The organism is Eximiradius proteiniborus (assembly GCF_058546985.1).
Genome location: NZ_CM178592.1, coordinates 2,210,978 through 2,228,610 on the forward strand (window position 1 = coordinate 2,210,978; position 17,633 = coordinate 2,228,610).

Sequence of the window (17,633 nt, forward strand, 5' to 3'; positions counted from 1 at the left end):
GAAGCCTTTTTATTATTATTAAAAAATATTCCCACAATTCAATACATCTTCAGGGTCAAATGCTTTTTTTATTCTGCGAAATCCATCAATTACTTCATCACTGTATAAAATTTTCAAATACTCTTTTTTTATCTTCCCTATCCCGTGTTCTGCCGAAATTGTTCCACCCAACGATACAGCTTTGGCTAATATATCAACATATATCTTTTTAGCTCTGCTGAATTCATCCTCATCTTTTGTTAATATGTTTGCGTGAAAGTGCGAATTTCCTATATGCCCCCAAATCACATACTCTAATTGCTCTTGCATGAATAAATTTACCATATATTCATAGTATTCCTTAACAAATTCATTCGGAACTGCACTATCAGTGCCCAACTTTTGCTGCTTGTATTGCTGTATTTTCTCATACACTGCAAGTGGGAGCTGATGGCGAAAATGTGCAAGCCGCTTGTGCTCCTGCTCGCTCATTGCAATCCACGTATCATCAACAAGAGTTGTAAATTCCGAAGTGAATATATACAGATTTGCAAGTGTCTCGTCTGATTTTTCATTGCTTGTCTCGATTTCTATCCATAGCGCATAATGAGCATTTTTTGGTATATGTGGTATTGTTCCGCGTAGCAACATTATTGAATTGTTATCGAAAAATTCAATTAGCCTTGGCGATATTATTCCATTTTCCCGCCGTATTTCATTCAAAAAATCAAACATTCCTTCGTGCAAATCAAAGAAAATTATCGCACCCAGTATCTGTTCAGGACTATCAAGCAACTGCAGTTCTGCTCCTGTAACTACTCCAAGAGTTCCTTCCGCTCCTATAAATAAATCAATCAAATCCATATTCTGTTCAATATAATATCCAGCCGCGTGTTTTACTTTTGGCATCTGCACATTTGGCAATTCAAAAGATATACTTGTCCCTTCATTTGTGCTAAACTCAAACTTATGCCAATTAGCAAATATCTCGCCCCGCCTTATTGTTCTGCTTTCGCCTGTTGGAAAAACGACATCTATTGCATTGATATATCTCCGGGTTGCTCCATATTTATACGTCCTCGCTCCTGATGCGTTATTCCCAATGTTGCCTCCTATCGTTGCCAACTTTTCTGTTGGATTAGGTGGATAAAACATTCCACTTCCAGCAAGATAGTCGGCTATCTCTTCTATGCGAACAAAACTCTCTACTTTCAGAGTCTTTTTGTCTTTATCAAAATTCAAAATCTTATTAAATCGCTCCATCGATAAAATTTTCCCGCCAAGCGGAACACGGCTGCCTGTTAGTCCGGTGCCGGCACCGGAAATTGTTATTTTCTGGTTCTTTGCAGTTGCTTCTTTCAGTATTTGCTTTATTTCATCTACACTTTCCGGTATTAATAATTCATCTGCATATCCTTCGAAAGATGAAGCATCGACCAGATAATCCTCAAATTCATTTTTGTTATGTTTAACAATCATATTTTTAATATATTTGTATAGTTATATAATTAATTTTAATAAATTTATGAAAAAAGCTTTATTTTACGTAATTGTTTTTTGTTTAGCAAACATTGCTGCACTTTCTCAGGTTGAAAAATACGAACTTTTCACAGTTCAGCCTAAATTAGGATTTGGAATTAACAAGTATTCAGCCGATTTCAACAACTTTGAGGGTGCTGCTGATTGCGGTCGCTTCAAAGATGGTTCCGGCAGTGGGCTATTCTTTGGTGCATTATTCGAACGCTCATTAGATACCAAAAAATCCATTGGCTTGGCTCTAAGCTACATCAACCGCTCGGGCATTCTCTCTATTGATTATATCTACCCATTGCGAAATCCCGACAATACTATTACAAAAGCCAAAATTAAAGATAAAATTGATGCACAACTTTCATATTTAGAAATTTCTCCTTCATTTGTTTACTCTTTAACTGATGAATTTATCAATGCTCCGTTGCGAGCAATCGGAAGTTTGCGATTAGGTATTCCTCTTGAAAAAACTTTCGAGCAGTACGAAGAAATAGTCTCGCCATCTGGTGCTGTTTTCGTCGATAATGGTGTTCGCCGCAAACGCCGCGATATTGCTTCTGGTGATATTAAATCCATAAATAACCTTGCTTTTGGCATTTCGCTTGGACTTGAAAATAATTTGAAAATCGGTAATAATACTTTCTTTACTCAAACTTTGTCTTTTGATTACAATTTTAATAATGTTACCAGCGATGCTGATTGGAAAGTGCTTGGTGTTCGCCTTGATTTAGGCTTGCGTTATACACTGTTTAGAACGGTTGAACATCCGAAACCCGCACCGCCTCCGCCTGCAGAAATTGATATTTATGTCGAACCTCCAAAAGAACCGTTTGTTGATATCCGACAAAAGAAATTCGATGGCAAAGTCTTCGTTGGAAATGAACTTTTGGCAACTTCCCCACTTGTTAATGCATTGTTCTTTGCCCGCAATAGCGACAAAATCCCGGAATACTACGTCGATGCTGTCCCGGCAAGTATTAATTATTTTGTTTCCAGTCCGGTTGAACTTCACAGATACGTATTGCCTCGCATTGTTGAAATTGTTAAACATAATCCAAAAGCCAGAATTACTGTTGAAGGTGCCACCTCCGGTCCCGCAAATGAACCCGAAGGGCTCGAACTTGCTCGTCGCCGTGCTGAAAATGTCAAATCTCGCCTTATATCTCTTGGTGTTCCTGAAAGTATTATCAAAACTTCTGCTCGCGTTTCACCTCGTTTCCCGTCAAATCAGGATTTCCCAGAAGGAATTGATGAAAATCAACGTGTTGATATTCTTGTTAGCAATGCTCCTTTGCAAGAATACGTCGATTTGCAAAAATATTCTGAAATAGATGGCAAAATTTCGCTCTTAATTGCAGCTGAAAATATTAACAAATCAGAAATTCTTAAAATTACCGACAGTTTTACTAATTCGGAAATACAATTCTCAGGCTCCGGATTAGTCGAAATTCCTGTCAAAAAACGTTTAGATGATTTGGAAGATAAAGTTTTATCATACTCAATCAAGCTTAATGATAACACTTTCTTTGTATTCAAAGACACCCTTGCTGTTTCTCGCTTGCCAAGAGAAGTTATTGAACTTAATCTGAATAATTTCGAAGCAATTCTTCGTTTCGATTACAATTCAAGCGAACTTAGCGAAGACAACAAAGGTCTGCTTCGCCAGCTTTCAGAAAAACTTCCAGCCAATTCTACAATATTAATCTTGGGTTCAGCCGATGCTCTTGGCACTGCCGAGCGAAATGCCCGACTTTCCCGCGAACGTGCTGCTAACACCGAGCAATTTATTCGCTCTATCGTTGGCAATAAGTTTAAAATTGAAACAGGAATTAGCGAAGAAAAATTTGATGAAACAACACCACAAGGTAGATTTTTAAATCGTTCTATTAGAATAAGAGTAAAATAATGCAAAATAACAAAAATCTTGTGCTTGAATACAAATGCCTCGACCACGGTTTCGTTCGCCTTGTCGATTGGATGGGCGACGATAGCTCTATCGTTCAGGCGGCTCGCGTTTCCTATGGCAAAGGCACCAAATCAGTAAGCGAAGACACCGCACTGATTAGATACTTGATGCGTCATTTGCATACTTCACCATTCGAAATGGTTGAGTTTAAGTTTCACGTTAAGCTTCCGATTTTTGTTGCCCGGCAATGGATTCGCCACCGCACTGCAAATGTTAATGAATATAGTGGGCGTTATTCAGAAATGCCCGACGAATTCTACCTTCCCGAGCCAGAACAATTGCGTCTCCAAAGCACTCTCAATAAGCAAGGTAGGGGAGAGGCATCTATCGACAATTCTTCTGATGTTATTGCCCGAATGAAACACACTCAAGAAAAATTATTCCAAGAATATTCAGAACTGCTTTCTACTGGGCTTGCCCGTGAAATAGCTCGAATTAATCTGCCTCTATCCAATTATACCGAATGGTACTGGAAAATAGACTTGCACAATCTTTTCCACTTTTTGCGGCTGCGGCTCGATTCTCACGCTCAATACGAAATCCGTGTTTATGCCGAAGCGATTTCTAAAATTATCAAACAAATTGTCCCCATCGCATATCAGGCTTTCGAAGACTATACTTTGGAAGCAATCAGGTTCTCTCGCAACGAGTTGAACGCACTCAAATTATTGATAACTAAAGATTTGCCATCAGACGAAAGGCTCTCTGAATTGGGTCTTTCTAAACGCGAGATTCAGGAGTTTAAAGAAAAAATTAATAAAATCTGATTTTTCTTTTGGAATTTTTCATTAAATAAATTAATTTTGTAGTTCAAAAATATTGAGAACAAAAAAATAAAAGGAAATGGCTCATCATAAGTCAGCATTGAAAAGAATAAGACAGTCAAAGAAAAGACGTCTATACAACAGAGCAAACAAAAGACAAGTGAAATTGGCTGTTCGTGCCGTTCGCGAAGCTAAAACTTACGAAGAAGCATTGCAACTTGTAAAAAAAGCATACAGTGTGTTGGATAAAGTTGCTGCCCGCGGTGTAATTCATAAGAACAAAGCAGCTAATCATAAATCTGCTATCACAAAGATTGCTAACAAATTGCAGGCTGCTGCTAATTAATTTTTTCTGCACCCGTAGCTCAACTGGATAGAGCATCTGACTACGGATCAGAAGGTTTGGGGTTCGAATCCCTACGGGTGCGCTCCTGAAATTTGGCTGCCTATTCTATTAGGCAGCCTTTTTTATTTGCTAAATCGACTACTTCGAACTCCATTTTCCTATTGTATAAATCAAATAATTAACTTATTTTATAGTCAATTGTTTATGTTTATTTGGGGTTTGAGATGAAACGTGTTATACTTCTTTTAGCTTTATTGCTCGTTTTCTCGTCGCTGCACTCTGAACAGCGAAAAAGTAAAAGCCAAATGCTTAAAGCTATTCGTCACTATCAGCGACTTATGGAATCAGCTCAACCTCGCCCCGATGAACGATATCTGAAAACAGATAAATTTCCTTGGCTCCTTTCACCAAAATCTTCTCTTCCGCTTTTTCTTAATGCTAATACTATTGACGATGAAGCAAGATTTAACTATAAAATGCAGAATGAATCTTCCGTTGCTGTCAATCCTACAAATCCTAAAAATCTCATCGCTTCTGCTGTAGATTATCGCGATAATTCTGCTACTTGGGTTTATGTTTCAGATGATGCCGGCAAAACCTGGAGAAATATTAATCTGGGGCGTCCCTATCCGAATTGGCGTTCCTCAAACGATCCAAGTGTGTACTTTGCTCTGGATGGAACGGGCTACCTTTGCTATGGTGGTTTTGGCGAGTTCGACGAAAGCCAACCTGTAAATGTTGGCGAAAACGGTGTGTTCATTGCAATTACCAAAGACGAAGGAAAAACTTGGCAACCTCATATTCCTGTTATTGTTCATCTTGGAATGCAAACTCTCGACTCACTTTTCGAAGATAAATACTACGTCCACGTCGATAATTGTCCGGAATCGCCGTATTTTGGCACCGTTTATATTCCTTGGAAACGTGTTACTCCACGCGATTCTGCTACTGAAATTGTTATTGCAAGAAAAGCACCCAACAACGAAGTTTGGAGTAACCCTTTAAGAATTAGTCATCGTCTGCCGGGTTCGTCCGAAGATACTACTTTCGGACAAAGCTTTCCTTTGGCGGCTACCGGTCCTGATGGCGAACTTTATGTTGTTTGGAATCACGGTATTGAACACGGTATTGGCTTTGTCAGATCCTTTGATGGTGGAAATAAATTTTCTGACCCCAGAATAATTCATCGCTATAATATTTTTGGACGCACAAAACTTATCGAAGGTCAAGGTTATCGGCACGTTCTTAAAGATTCTGTCCGTGCCGAAGCCTATCCTGTAGTCGTTTGCGATATTACCAATAGTCCCCGTCGCGGATATTTATACCTTTGTTGGGCGGCAGATAATCCACCCAATGTTTATTTTTCCCGCTCTACCGACAAAGGGAATACTTGGAGCCAACCAATCATAGTCCATAGCGATACTACCAACGACCAATTCTGGCCCTGGATGGCAATTGACCCCAAAAATGGAGATATAGCAATTATGTATTTCGATAGCCGTAATTGTCCGGACAACTTAATGGTTGAATGCTACGTTAGCTATTCCTCCGATGGTGGACTTTCCTGGATAGACCGCCGTGCCGCTGATGTCTCATCTGATTTACGCCTTAATCCTTTTCGTGGCAACGCTTTCGCAGGTGATTATAGCGGTTGTGCTTTCTATGATGGAATTGTCTATCCAACTTGGGTTGATATGAGAAATGCTGTGTTGAATTTGCTCGATAGCGATGTATTTACTGCTATTGTCAATACTCGCGCACCACTGCCCGTCGAGAACCTGACTGCCAAAATTATCCCACATAAGCCTAATACTATTGAATTAATTTGGAATAATCCAACCGAACGTAGTTTTGGGCAGCCACTGAATTCTGACGAATTCCAAATATTTGTTAAACGTAGTGATGGGTATTCTTTCGTTTTGAATGGAGATGTCCACCAATTTATGGATACAACACTTGTTCCTTACGAAAAATATGAATACAACTTCTACGTAGTTTCTGGTCGTGATACAAGTATTGACCGCAGTATTTCAAGCTATGCCGGTGGTGCAAAAGAACCTGCTGCTCCTCAAATTCTTTCTTCCCGTGGTTCGCAGAATTTTATCACTAATCTTTATGTAAAAGTTCCGTCCTTAAGAGCAGATAATTTTACTCCTCTTGTCAATGCCAAATATATCAATTTGTTTCGCGACGGCGTTAAAGTGAATACTTTCGAAATAAGCGCTTCCGATACTTCAAAAGTTTTGCAATTTTCTGATAATTCAGGTAAAAAAGGTTATTTCTTGTATTCAATCAGCCTTGTCGATGAATATGGCAACGAAAGCCATAAATCACCACAATATTTAGCATATTCAGATGAGATTTATCCAATTTCACAGTATTTCGAAAATTTCGACGGAGAAATACCTAAATATTTCGTTGGAGGTAAGTGGCAAAAAACTAATGAATCTTTTGCTTCTGCACCTTTTAGCTTTTCAAATTCACCAAATAAAAAGTATGAAAACAGTCAATACGACACTCTTTTGCTTTTTCCATTTATTATGAACAACAACGACGTAACTGTTCAGTTCGAACACGCCTGCATTGTTGCTAACAATGATTATGCAACTGTTGAATATTCAAAGGATGGTGGCAAGACCTGGAGCAATAATTTTAACGGCACTCTTGCCCAATGGAAAAAGCCAGATTACCAGTTCTGGCAGGACAATTCTTTCGATGAACGCGACTGGAAATCAGAAACACTTCTTTTGCCAGCATCTAACGATACTATTTATTTGCGTTTCCGCTTTTTCTCTAACCTTGTTGTAAACGATTTGGGTTGGTATATCGATAATATCAGAATAAACGACAAAACTGCATGCGTTTCGTCTTCCAAACCTGCCTCTGTTTATCCAAATCCAGCCTGCGACTGGCTGAAAATTACTGCAAAATCAAACCTCAAATCAGTTAAATTATCAAATTCTATGGGGCAAACAGTTTTTGAAACTTATCTTACTCCAATTAATGAAGAGATAATTATTTCACTAACTACACTCCCACCAGGAACATACTTCATACAAATGATTGATGATTTGGGAAATATCTACGTTGAAAAAATTAGTATAATAAAGTAAATTATCACAAGACGATTAAATTCAACCTCCGCTGCCAGCAACTCTGTTTGCAGACAGCGGAATTATTAATTAAAGTATTAATACAATAACTACGTTGCGATTATTACCTGACCTTAATGCATCCGGTAGTGATAGCTTTTCACTTAAATGGAATTGTATTGAACAAATAATACTATCAATTCATTCCAGAAAAGTCAGTCTGTCTTATTTCTTAATCAGATATAATTATCATATTCTTCGGTAATCATCTTGCAATTTCATTATTTAATATTTATAAAATATAATGTAATTTTGTAATTATATTTATGCAGGGATTAATATGAATCCCAATGAATTTAAAGATTTAATCGCAGAGGGTGAATCAAGTTTTCTCGAGTTTAAGCGGAAAGCTACAACCCCAAATAAATTAGCTCGCGAAATTGCTGCTCTTGCCAATACAAAAGGCGGTATCTTAATTATAGGAGTTGATGATGATGGCACTGTTGTCGGTGTCCGTAGCGAAAAATCTGAAATCGATATTGTCGAACAAGCTTGTGGATTCTATATTTTCCCGCCTATCGAACCTGAAATCGAAATTATCGAATACAAAAATAAAGATGTAATTCTTGTGCACATTCCCGAAAGCTCCAGAAAGCCCCACGTTGTTGAAATCGAAGATACAGAAAAAAAACGTACTGTAAAGCGAGCTTATATTCGACTTGGCGAAAAATCTGTTATCGCAAGCAAAGAAATGTATAAATTGATGACTTCCCAGGCAAACGGTAAACCTCTCAAAATCAGCATCGGAGAACGTGAAAGGCGTCTCTTCCGCTACCTTGAAAAACACGAACGCATTACTGTCAAAGAATTTGCCTCGATCGTGAATATTTCCAGACGCCGGGCTGAACGTATTTTGATTGACCTTGTGCGTGCCAAAGTAATTCTAATTCACAACGACACAAATAACGACTATTTTTCACTTGCTCCAAATATTAATTTAGATTAAACTATGATTACTCTTATAATCGATGAATAAATTTTAATTGGTTTGACGAAGTAAAACTATGTATTTTGTCTTAATTTTTTTTCATTTTCTCCCTTGTCTTTGTTTCGAGAAATATTTATTTATAAATTGTATTAACTAAATTACAATTGTTAAAAATTATTTAATAACAAGGGATTTCTTTAATGGAAACCAAATCGAAAATCGAACCATTAGCCCAACCCCTTAAAGAAAAAATCCTCAACGAGATTAATGAACAGGTAATGAAATGCTATCAGTGTGGTAAATGTGCTGCTGGTTGTCCTCTCTCTGGTGAAATGGACTATACCCCGAACCAAATTTTACGTCTGCTGCAAATTGGTGATACCTCCTGCGATGATGAAGTTCTGCGTTCCTATGGTATTTGGCTATGCCTTACTTGCGACACTTGTCATAGCCGTTGTCCGCAAGAAGTTGATTTTCCACACATTATGGATTTCCTCCGTTCCGAATCTATCAAACGAAGGAAAGTTCATTCTAAAGCTAAAGAAATTATCGCGTTCCACCGCTCTTTCCTGGAAAGTATTGAAAAAACAGGGCGGCTCCACGAGGTTGGGCTTATCGCTTCATACAAGCTTAAAACTTTCAACTTGTTGCAAGATGTCGATTTAGCTCCAAAAATGTTTGCAAAAGGAAAACTCGAAATTTTCCCGCACCGTATCAAAGGAAAAGAAGCAATTGCCCGCATTTTCGAAAAGGCAATAAAGGAGGCTAAAAATGACTAAAATCGGATATTTCCCGGGATGTTCGCTCAATGGTACTGCAAAAGAATACGACCTGTCGCTTCAAGCAATTGCTCGGTTTGCTGAAGTTGAATTAATTGAACTCGCCGATTGGAATTGCTGCGGTGCTACTGCCGCTCATTCGCTAAATTCTACTCTCGCGGTTGCCCTTCCTGCCCGCAATTTAGCTATTGCCGAAAGTATGGGATTCGACGAAATTCTTGTTCCTTGCGCTGCTTGCTACAGCCGATTAGCACAAGCTCGCCACGAAATCAAATCAGATGAAAAATATAGAACAAAAATCCCTCAACTTATTGAAATGGATATTAAAGGAACAGCAAATCCTATAACTGTCCTCGATTTTATCAACAAATATGTCCTTGGTAAACTCAATGATAATTTATCGAACAAACTTAATGCTAAATTTGCCTGCTACTATGGCTGTTTGCTCACCCGTCCCGAGCACCTTTCTACTATCGAACGCCGGGAAGACCCACTTGTAATGGAGCAAATTGTTCAGCTTGCTGGTGGAGTGCCAATTGATTGGGCGTTCAAAGTTGAATGTTGTGGTGCAGGGCTTTCCGTTGTTAGAACTGATATTGTTGGCAAATTGTGTGCAAAAATTCTCGATGATGCCAATAGCCGCGGTGCCGACGCAATTGTTGTCGCTTGCCCTATGTGTCATTCAAATTTGGATATGCGGAGAAACGAAATTAACAAAAATCTATCTGACGCTAACAATATCCCTGTAATATATATTACACAGTTGTTGGGTTTAGCACTTGGTGTTGAACCGAGCAAACTCGGTTTCGACAAGCATTTTGTATCTACCGAGAAATTCCTACATAAGTTGCAAAAACAAACGATGGAGGTATAGATGGCACGTATTGGAGTATTTGTATGCCACTGCGGAGAAAATATTTCTTCCACAGTCGATTGTGCCAAAGTTGCCGAAATTGCTTCTAACTATCCGGGTGTTGTCTATAGCATCGATTATAAATATATGTGTTCAGACCCAGGACAAAACTTAATAAAAGAAGCAATTCAAAAGCAAAAACTTACTGGCGTTGTTGTCGCCGCTTGCTCGCCTCGTATGCACGAACCGACTTTCCGCAAAGCTACTGCCGAGGCTGGACTTAATCCATACCTTTGCGAAATGGCTAACCTTCGCGAGCATTGCTCTTGGGTGCATTTCCGCGAAGATTCAACAACTGAAAAAGCTGCCGAACTTGTTCGCGTCCTTGTTGAAAAAGTTAAGCACAACGAGGAGCTTTATCCCATCAAAGTTCCGGTTACCAAAACTGCACTTGTTATTGGTGGTGGAATTGGTGGCATTCAGGCAGCTCTGGATATTGCGAACAGCGGGCATAAAGTCATTATGGTTGAGAAAAATCCATCAATCGGTGGCAAAATGGCTCAACTTTCAGAAACTTTCCCAACTTTGGATTGTTCGCAATGTATTCTTACCCCTCGAATGGTTGAAGTTGCTCAGCATCCAAACATTACTTTATACACTTATGCCGAAGTCGAAAGCGTCGATGGCTTTATCGGTAATTTTAAAGTTACTATTCGTCAGAAAGCAAAAAGTGTAGACCACAAAGCTTGCACCGGTTGCGGACTTTGCATTGAAAAATGTCCAATCAAGAAAATTCCGGATGAATTTAACGCCGGTCTTGGCAATCGCGCTGCAATTTATGTTCCTTTCCCACAAGCTGTGCCCAACAAACCTGTAATCGACCGCAACAACTGTACTTATTTCCTTAAAGGCAAATGTGGTCTTTGCAAAAAGGTATGCCCTGCCGACGCAATCCATTATGAACAAGAAGATGAATTAATCAAAGTTGATGTCGGTGCAATTGTTGCTGCGACTGGTTTCGATATTAAACATTCAGATTTCTTCCCGGAATACGGCTACGGAAAATATCCTGATGTAATAGATGGTTTGCAATTCGAACGACTTGCCTCAGCCTCAGGTCCAACTTTGGGCGTACTTAAACGTCCTTCCGACGGCAAGGAACCCGAAAGTGTTGTTTTTATAGCTTGTGCTGGTTCGCGCGATCCCGCAAAAGGCATTCCCTATTGCTCAAAAATTTGCTGTATGTATACCGCAAAGCACGCTATGCTTTTCAAACATAAAAATCATCACGGCAAAGCCACCGTATTTTATATGGATATCCGTGCCGGTGGCAAAATGTATGATGAATTTGTCCGCCGTGCTATCGAAGAAGACGACGTAAATTACATTCGCGGTCGAGTTTCTCGCATCTACGAAAAAAATGGAAAATTAATTGTATGCGGTGTTGATACTTTGCTAAACTCTCGCCCTGTCGAAATTGAAGCCGATTTGGTTGTGCTTGCAACCGCTGCTATTGCTAACTCTGATTCCGAAGAATTAGCTCAAAAACTTCATATTAGCTACGACCCATATCATTTCTTTTCAGAAGCTCATCCTAAGCTGCGCCCAGTTGAAACAAACACAGCTGGCATTATGCTTGCCGGTGCTTGTCAGGCTCCGAAGGATATTCCGGACACTGTTTCGCAAGCCTCCGGAACTGCCGCCAAAGTCGTTGCTTTGTTCTCTCAGGACGAACTTACCCGCGAACCTCTTATTGCTTATGTTAATAATAATACTTGTGTTGGTTGTTTCCTCTGCCAAAGTGTATGTCCTTATCTTGCTATTGAAAAAGAAGAAATTCGCCGCCGCGATGGCACTTTGGTGAAAACAGTTGCTAAAATCAATCCCGGACTTTGTCAGGGATGTGGCACCTGCGTTGCTTTGTGCCGCTCGAAATCTATTGATATTCACGGATATACTAACCGTCAAATCTATGCTGAAGTTTCGGCTTTATTCAACAGGAGGGAATATGCAGGAGTTTGAACCTAAAATCGTTGCTTTTGTTTGCAACTGGTGCACTTACGCTGGCGCCGACCTCGCCGGCACAAGCCGAATTAAATATGCTACAAATGTTCGTATTGTCAGATTTCCTTGCACTGGTAGAATAGATTATATGCTAATTCTCAAAGCATTTCAAAATGGTGCAGATGGGGTTATAGTCTCAGGTTGCCACCCTAACGATTGCCACTATACCTCCGGCAATTTCCACGCCCGTCGCCGCTGGATTGTCTTTAATGAACTGCTTGAACTACTTGGCTTCGACAAACGTCGCCTCTTCTTCTCTTGGGTGTCTGCCGCCGAAGGTGCTAAATGGGCAAATCTTGTTAACGAAGTTGTTACCGAAGTCCGTAAATTAGGTCCGTTCACTGAATACGAGGAACTCTCTAAAATTAATATTAATTCCATAGGAGAGCTTTGCAATGTCTGAATTAATAAATAAGATTAGTCAATTCTTTGCTTCCCAAACAATCGATTTGTTCATCGGTTATAAAAAAGGACGTTTCGGCGAAGGTAAGCCCGCTTTCTTTACTAAACCCGAACAATTAAAAGAACTTGTCTTTGATGATAAATGCATTGTTAATCTCGCTGTTTATCTTCGTAAACCCGAACTGAAAAAGTATAGCAAAATTGGTATTTTGGCAAATTTCGGTACCTTGCGGGCTCTGCTCCAACTTGCCGCAGAAAACCAAATCGTTGATGGGCAGTATTTGATTTTTACTGTTGTAGATGGAAAAGTCCTTGAGTTTACAAATCTTAAAGCAATTGAAGAATTTGTATCAAAGAATTTGCCAAAACCAAATCCCGAACGAGTTGCACTACTTAAAGAAATAGAGAGCAAACCTCGCGAAGAACGCTGGGACTGGTGGACACGCGAGCTATCAAGCTGCATCCGCTGCTATGCTTGCCGTGCAGCTTGCCCGCTTTGCTACTGCGAACAATGCCTTGTGGAATGCAACCAACCGCAGTGGGTAGGAGTGCCCCCAACGGGAATAGGCAATCTGGAATGGCACATTGTGCGAGCTATGCACCTTGCCGGACGCTGCATCGGATGTGGCGAATGCGAAGCCGCTTGCCCGATGGAAATACCAATCGGCTTGCTCACTCAAAAATTGAATATGACTATTATTTCTAATTTCGGTCAAATTCCCGGCACTAAACTTGAACCTAACTATGCTCTCTCAACCTTCAAAGTAGATGATAAAGAAAACTTTATAAGGTAGTTGAATTATGGAATATAAATTAATTAAACTCGAAAAAATTCAGGATTTCGTCAATGCTTTGATTGCAAACGGCAAGCAAGTTCTTGCTCCAAAGCAGAAAAAAGATAAAGTTTTCTTCTCACTGATTCGCTCCTTCGACGAAATTGCTATGGATTTCATCCAAACTGCATTTTCTGCGAAATCAGCCGTTTTCCCTAAGTGTGAAGAACTTTATTCATTTGAAAAGAATGGTAAGGATACAATTCTCAATAATCCTCCAGCACCGCAACACGATACAGTTGTTTTCGGAATGCGTCCTTGTGATGGAGCGGCTTTCGATTATCTCGCCACTTTCTTCTTAAAAGAAAATCCCGACTATCATTTCAAAATGCGCTACGACAAAACAATTCTTATTGGGCTCACCTGTCCCACGGGCGATGAATTCTGCTTCTGCACCTCTGTTGGAATTTCTCCTTCAGACACTCGTGGTAGCGATCTCTTGCTCACAAAGACCCAAAACGGTTATTTTGTGGAAATCAGCACAGATAAAGGAAAAAAATTAGTTGAGCAATTCTCGGACTTTTTCGAACAGACTAATACAATCGACAAAACAAAATACACTGCAAATATTCAAAAACGTTTCGATAGCTCTGCATTAAAAGAAAAGATTAGTGGTGTCTTCAACTGGGAACGTTGGGAAGAAACATCTCTGCCGTGCTTTGGTTGTGGCACCTGTGCTTTTTCGTGCCCAACCTGCACTTGCTTCGATATTCAAGATGAAGCAAATTTATTGGGTGGCGCTCGCTACCGTATCTGGGACACCTGTGCATTAGGTATTTTCACAAAGCACGCTTCCGGACACAACCCACGTGAAAAGCAAAGCGAACGCTGGCGCAACAGAATTCTGCATAAGTTCCTATATACCGACGAGCAATTTGGCACTCTTTCCTGTGTCGGTTGCGGTCGCTGCATTCGCAATTGTCCTGCCGAACTTAGTATTATTGAACAAGTAAATGCAATTATGGAGGGCTGATTATGGATAATATGTATTTGCCATATAAAATGTTTATCGAAAAAATTACTGAAGAAGCGCCACTTGTTCGCACTTATCGCTTGAAATTCAAAAATCCTGCCGACGAGGAAAAATTTTCCTTCAAAGCAGGACAATTTGGTGAGTATTCAATATTTGGCGAGGGCGAAAGCACATTCTGTATAGCTTCCTCACCGACACGTAAAGGTTATATCGAGTGCACTTTCCGCGTTGCTGGGCGTGTTACCAAAGCGCTTGCCAATTGCGAGGAAGGCGATGAAATTGGCTTCCGCGGTCCTTACGGAAACACTTTCCCGATTGACGACTGGAAAGGCAAAAATTTACTTTTTATTGCCGGTGGTATCGGGCTACCTCCACTTCGTTGTGTTATTTGGAATTGCTTGGACTTACGTGAGAATTTCCGTGATATTACCATTCTCTATGGTGCCCGCAGCGTCCAGGACCTTGTTTACAAACACGAACTCGAAGAATGGAACAACCGTCCGGACGTTAATTTATTTACAACTGTCGACCCCGGTGGCGAAACTCCCGATTGGAAAGGAAAAGTTGGTTTTGTTCCTTCGATTCTTAAAGAAGTTAGCCCAAGTTCTGATAATACAATTGCAGCTGTTTGTGGACCTCCGATTATGATAAAACTTACTTTACCAGTGCTTTTCGAACTCGGCTTCAAAGAAGAAAATATCTTCACCACTCTCGAAAATCGTATGAAGTGCGGTATAGGAAAATGTGGACATTGTGCAGTCGGACCTTACTACGTTTGCAAGGATGGTCCCGTTATTACATACAAAGAACTCAAAGAACTTCCTCAGGAATATTAACAGCAATCCGAACAAGCCGTTCCCAATCCAGCGTGAACGGCTTGTTCAATATAATAGTAACTGTAATAAACTAACTTCTTTAAATAAATTAATGAGTTATTATATCTCTAAATGACATATGTTTAATAATAAAAGCCGAGTTTTTCTATCCGTTTTTTTTGTGAGTTGTTAAATAAGATCCTAGAGCAATAAACAAACAAATAAATTAATTAGTTTCTGATAAAGTATATAATAAAATCTTCATTTGATGATTAATCAAATTTTTATATTTTTGAAAAAAAGCCTTACAAAATTTACAATTTATATATCCTAAAGAATATTTTTTTGTAAGGTAATTTTCGAGATAGAGAAAAGCGAATTATTTGAAAATAAATAAATACTATTGAATATTGTTACAAGTGAAAGATGAACATATCATTTGAAGTAAACAAAGTGTATAATTGTGACTGTATTGAAGGAATGAAAATAATTCCTTCTAATACCATCGATTTGGTTATTACTGATCCACCTTTTGGAATTGATTTTAAAGCTAAAAAGGAGAATTATAATAGAAGAAATTCAAGAGTGCTTGAAGGATATAATGAAATTGTAGGAAAAGATTATTATGATTTTACATTAATGTGGATGAAAGAGATAAAAAGAGTATTAAAACAATCAGGTAGTATGTATATTTTTTCAGGATGGAATTATTTAAAAGATATTTTAAATGCAATTGATGAATTGGGATTTATCACGGTCAATCATATAATATGGAAATACCAGTTCGGAGTCGTTACATCACGAAAATATGTTACTTCACACTATCATTGCCTTTATGTATGTATTGATGATAAAAAAAGAAAATTTTTCCCTTATGCCAGATTTAATAAAAATATTAAAGATAAAGAAGGAAAATCAATTCACTATCAGGATAAAGAAGATGTATGGGTAATTAACAGAGAATATTGGAATGGCGATATAAAGACGCCGACAAAACTACCAGCAGAAATTATAAAAAAAATTCTCGCATATTCAAGTGAGAAAGGTGACGTAGTTTTAGACCCATTTTTAGGATCAGGTCAAGTAGCAGTTGTAAGTAAAATGGAAGATAGAAAATATATTGGTTTTGAAATAGTGAAGGAGTACTATGATTTTATTTGTAAAAGATTAGATGAAAATCTTTATAGAATTAGAGCAAATGAATCTAAAAATGAGAATAGAGATATTTTTTCATTTTTTGATGAAAATGAAAAAAATGATAAATAAGAGAAACTACAATAATATTTCTGATCGTCTATACAAAATTCCGAAGAAATGGAACGGAAAAGCAGCTATTCTCGAAATGAAAGAGAATAATTTCCCTCATTGGAGACAAATGGAATGGATAGGTTTTTATTTTCAATATTTATGCGAATATTTTTTGAAAGACATTTTTGAATTTCAAAAACCACGATACGGAAACGCATCATTCGACGGTTTTTATAAAATACCCTTTGATTTCAAATCTCATGCAATGAATACAAGTAGTCATCAACTTATCGTTAATGATAGTATTGCAATTGCCAATGCAATAAATGATTATGGAAAAGTTGGCATAATATTATCTCTTGGAAAAGTTGAATACAACGATGAGTTAAGAAATTTCCAACAATGGCATGAGGAATTAAAGGGAGGATTATCTATTTATTCAAGAAAGCGAATTCAGAGGGGTGCATGGTCAAGGCTTAGAAAAGTCGAATTTGATTTACAACAAATATCTATTTTAGAAATCACCGATAATACACTTATTAAATGTGGATCTTTTCAAGAAGATTTTAGAAATTCAAATGGGAAACCAAGAAGAAAAAAAGTTTTGTTAGATTTAGAAAAAATAGACAAAGAAATTGTTCAAATTTTAGATTTTTAAAGCAGTTTCCTATTAAAGAATGCTTGCTCATTGTGTTACAAAATCATATATAGGATAGAATTTTTCTAAAAGCAATCGAAAATACCTCGAACGAACTCTATAACACTTCGCTTCATTGGATTAATCAAGATCAACAAAAAACAAACCCCAGATATTTTTATCTGGGGTTTAGTACGAAGTTTTTAATATTCATTCGAAAATCATCTGAAACAACGATTTTCATTTTATCTTGTGATCCCAAGGGGATTCGAACCCCTACTGCCAGCGTGAAAGGCTGGTGACCTAACCATTAGTCTATGGGACCATCAAATTTTCAAGAATTCAAAATTACGACTATTTTCTT

The 17,633-nt window shown here is 38.4% G+C and carries 15 protein-coding genes and 2 tRNA genes; 15 read left to right on the forward strand and 2 right to left on the reverse strand.

Annotated features, from left to right (window positions below; genetic code table 11):
* Nucleotides 1-18: 18 nt before the first annotated feature.
* Nucleotides 19-1,458 carry an FAD-binding oxidoreductase gene (locus ACY2LT_RS09085; protein WP_491815274.1) on the reverse strand — a complete coding sequence of 480 codons (1,440 nt, stop codon included), beginning with the start codon at nucleotides 1,456-1,458 and terminating at the stop codon, nucleotides 19-21.
* Between the two features lie 46 nt (nucleotides 1,459-1,504).
* On the opposite strand from ACY2LT_RS09085, the gene ACY2LT_RS09090 reads away from it, so the two are divergent.
* The 15 genes from ACY2LT_RS09090 to ACY2LT_RS09160 all read left to right on the forward strand — a co-directional run bounded on the left by ACY2LT_RS09090 (nucleotide 1,505) and on the right by ACY2LT_RS09160 (nucleotide 17,290).
* Nucleotides 1,505-3,415 (forward strand): OmpA family protein, encoded by a 1,911-nt coding sequence (locus ACY2LT_RS09090; RefSeq protein ID WP_491815275.1) that lies wholly within the window; start codon nucleotides 1,505-1,507, stop codon nucleotides 3,413-3,415.
* Nucleotides 3,415-4,242 (forward strand): FAD-dependent thymidylate synthase, encoded by an 828-nt coding sequence (gene thyX / locus ACY2LT_RS09095; RefSeq protein ID WP_491815276.1) that lies wholly within the window; start codon nucleotides 3,415-3,417, stop codon nucleotides 4,240-4,242. The genes ACY2LT_RS09090 and thyX overlap by 1 nt, the downstream gene beginning before the upstream one ends.
* A gap of 76 nt (nucleotides 4,243-4,318) precedes the next feature.
* Nucleotides 4,319-4,585 carry a 30S ribosomal protein S20 gene (rpsT, locus tag ACY2LT_RS09100; protein ID WP_491815277.1) on the forward strand — a complete coding sequence of 89 codons (267 nt, stop codon included), beginning with the start codon at nucleotides 4,319-4,321 and terminating at the stop codon, nucleotides 4,583-4,585.
* An 8-nt stretch (nucleotides 4,586-4,593) separates the two neighbouring features.
* A tRNA-Arg gene (locus tag ACY2LT_RS09105) sits at nucleotides 4,594-4,667 on the forward strand.
* A 142-nt stretch (nucleotides 4,668-4,809) separates the two neighbouring features.
* Nucleotides 4,810-7,698, forward strand: a complete 2,889-nt coding sequence (locus ACY2LT_RS09110; protein WP_491815279.1) for a T9SS type A sorting domain-containing protein — start codon at nucleotides 4,810-4,812, stop codon at nucleotides 7,696-7,698.
* A 319-nt stretch (nucleotides 7,699-8,017) separates the two neighbouring features.
* Nucleotides 8,018-8,683 (forward strand): RNA-binding domain-containing protein, encoded by a 666-nt coding sequence (locus tag ACY2LT_RS09115; protein WP_491815280.1) that lies wholly within the window; start codon nucleotides 8,018-8,020, stop codon nucleotides 8,681-8,683.
* Nucleotides 8,684-8,865: 182 nt separating this feature from the next.
* Complete coding sequence (locus ACY2LT_RS09120; protein ID WP_491815282.1) at nucleotides 8,866-9,444, forward strand: 4Fe-4S dicluster domain-containing protein; 579 nt, start codon at nucleotides 8,866-8,868, stop codon at nucleotides 9,442-9,444.
* The gene (locus tag ACY2LT_RS09125; RefSeq protein WP_491815283.1) at nucleotides 9,437-10,318 is read left to right on the forward strand and encodes a CoB--CoM heterodisulfide reductase iron-sulfur subunit B family protein; all 882 of its coding nucleotides are present in this window, start codon (nucleotides 9,437-9,439) and stop codon (nucleotides 10,316-10,318) included. Before ACY2LT_RS09120 ends, ACY2LT_RS09125 begins: the two co-directional genes overlap by 8 nt.
* Nucleotides 10,319-12,319, forward strand: a complete 2,001-nt coding sequence (locus tag ACY2LT_RS09130) for a 4Fe-4S dicluster domain-containing protein (protein ID WP_491815284.1) — start codon at nucleotides 10,319-10,321, stop codon at nucleotides 12,317-12,319.
* Nucleotides 12,306-12,764 (forward strand): hydrogenase iron-sulfur subunit, encoded by a 459-nt coding sequence (locus ACY2LT_RS09135; RefSeq protein WP_491815286.1) that lies wholly within the window; start codon nucleotides 12,306-12,308, stop codon nucleotides 12,762-12,764. Before ACY2LT_RS09130 ends, ACY2LT_RS09135 begins: the two co-directional genes overlap by 14 nt.
* Nucleotides 12,757-13,557, forward strand: coding sequence for a 4Fe-4S dicluster domain-containing protein (locus ACY2LT_RS09140; protein ID WP_491815287.1), 801 nt, complete (start codon nucleotides 12,757-12,759; stop codon nucleotides 13,555-13,557). The genes ACY2LT_RS09135 and ACY2LT_RS09140 overlap by 8 nt, the downstream gene beginning before the upstream one ends.
* A gap of 7 nt (nucleotides 13,558-13,564) precedes the next feature.
* On the forward strand, nucleotides 13,565-14,569 hold the full coding sequence (locus tag ACY2LT_RS09145; protein WP_491815288.1) for a 4Fe-4S dicluster domain-containing protein: 1,005 nt from the start codon (nucleotides 13,565-13,567) through the stop codon (nucleotides 14,567-14,569).
* 2 nt (nucleotides 14,570-14,571) lie between these two features.
* Nucleotides 14,572-15,405, forward strand: coding sequence for an FAD/NAD(P)-binding protein (locus tag ACY2LT_RS09150; RefSeq protein WP_491815289.1), 834 nt, complete (start codon nucleotides 14,572-14,574; stop codon nucleotides 15,403-15,405).
* 405 nt (nucleotides 15,406-15,810) lie between these two features.
* On the forward strand, nucleotides 15,811-16,650 hold the full coding sequence (locus ACY2LT_RS09155) for a DNA-methyltransferase (RefSeq protein WP_491815290.1): 840 nt from the start codon (nucleotides 15,811-15,813) through the stop codon (nucleotides 16,648-16,650).
* Entirely contained in the window at nucleotides 16,631-17,290 is a 660-nt protein-coding gene (locus ACY2LT_RS09160) for a hypothetical protein (RefSeq protein WP_491815292.1), read from the forward strand. The genes ACY2LT_RS09155 and ACY2LT_RS09160 overlap by 20 nt, the downstream gene beginning before the upstream one ends.
* A gap of 232 nt (nucleotides 17,291-17,522) precedes the next feature.
* On the opposite strand, the gene ACY2LT_RS09165 is transcribed toward ACY2LT_RS09160, so the two are convergent.
* A tRNA-Glu gene (locus tag ACY2LT_RS09165) sits at nucleotides 17,523-17,594 on the reverse strand.
* Nucleotides 17,595-17,633: the final 39 nt, after the last annotated feature.

Coding starts and splice junctions, on each gene's coding strand:
- ACY2LT_RS09085 (WP_491815274.1), bottom strand. CDS start 1,458: ATGATTGTTAAACATAACAAAAATGAATTTGAGGATTATCTGGTCGAT.
- ACY2LT_RS09090 (WP_491815275.1), top strand. CDS start 1,505: ATGAAAAAAGCTTTATTTTACGTAATTGTTTTTTGTTTAGCAAACATT.
- thyX (WP_491815276.1), top strand. CDS start 3,415: ATGCAAAATAACAAAAATCTTGTGCTTGAATACAAATGCCTCGACCAC.
- rpsT (WP_491815277.1), top strand. CDS start 4,319: ATGGCTCATCATAAGTCAGCATTGAAAAGAATAAGACAGTCAAAGAAA.
- ACY2LT_RS09110 (WP_491815279.1), top strand. CDS start 4,810: ATGAAACGTGTTATACTTCTTTTAGCTTTATTGCTCGTTTTCTCGTCG.
- ACY2LT_RS09115 (WP_491815280.1), top strand. CDS start 8,018: ATGAATCCCAATGAATTTAAAGATTTAATCGCAGAGGGTGAATCAAGT.
- ACY2LT_RS09120 (WP_491815282.1), top strand. CDS start 8,866: ATGGAAACCAAATCGAAAATCGAACCATTAGCCCAACCCCTTAAAGAA.
- ACY2LT_RS09125 (WP_491815283.1), top strand. CDS start 9,437: ATGACTAAAATCGGATATTTCCCGGGATGTTCGCTCAATGGTACTGCA.
- ACY2LT_RS09130 (WP_491815284.1), top strand. CDS start 10,319: ATGGCACGTATTGGAGTATTTGTATGCCACTGCGGAGAAAATATTTCT.
- ACY2LT_RS09135 (WP_491815286.1), top strand. CDS start 12,306: ATGCAGGAGTTTGAACCTAAAATCGTTGCTTTTGTTTGCAACTGGTGC.
- ACY2LT_RS09140 (WP_491815287.1), top strand. CDS start 12,757: ATGTCTGAATTAATAAATAAGATTAGTCAATTCTTTGCTTCCCAAACA.
- ACY2LT_RS09145 (WP_491815288.1), top strand. CDS start 13,565: ATGGAATATAAATTAATTAAACTCGAAAAAATTCAGGATTTCGTCAAT.
- ACY2LT_RS09150 (WP_491815289.1), top strand. CDS start 14,572: ATGGATAATATGTATTTGCCATATAAAATGTTTATCGAAAAAATTACT.
- ACY2LT_RS09155 (WP_491815290.1), top strand. CDS start 15,811: ATGAACATATCATTTGAAGTAAACAAAGTGTATAATTGTGACTGTATT.
- ACY2LT_RS09160 (WP_491815292.1), top strand. CDS start 16,631: ATGAAAAAAATGATAAATAAGAGAAACTACAATAATATTTCTGATCGT.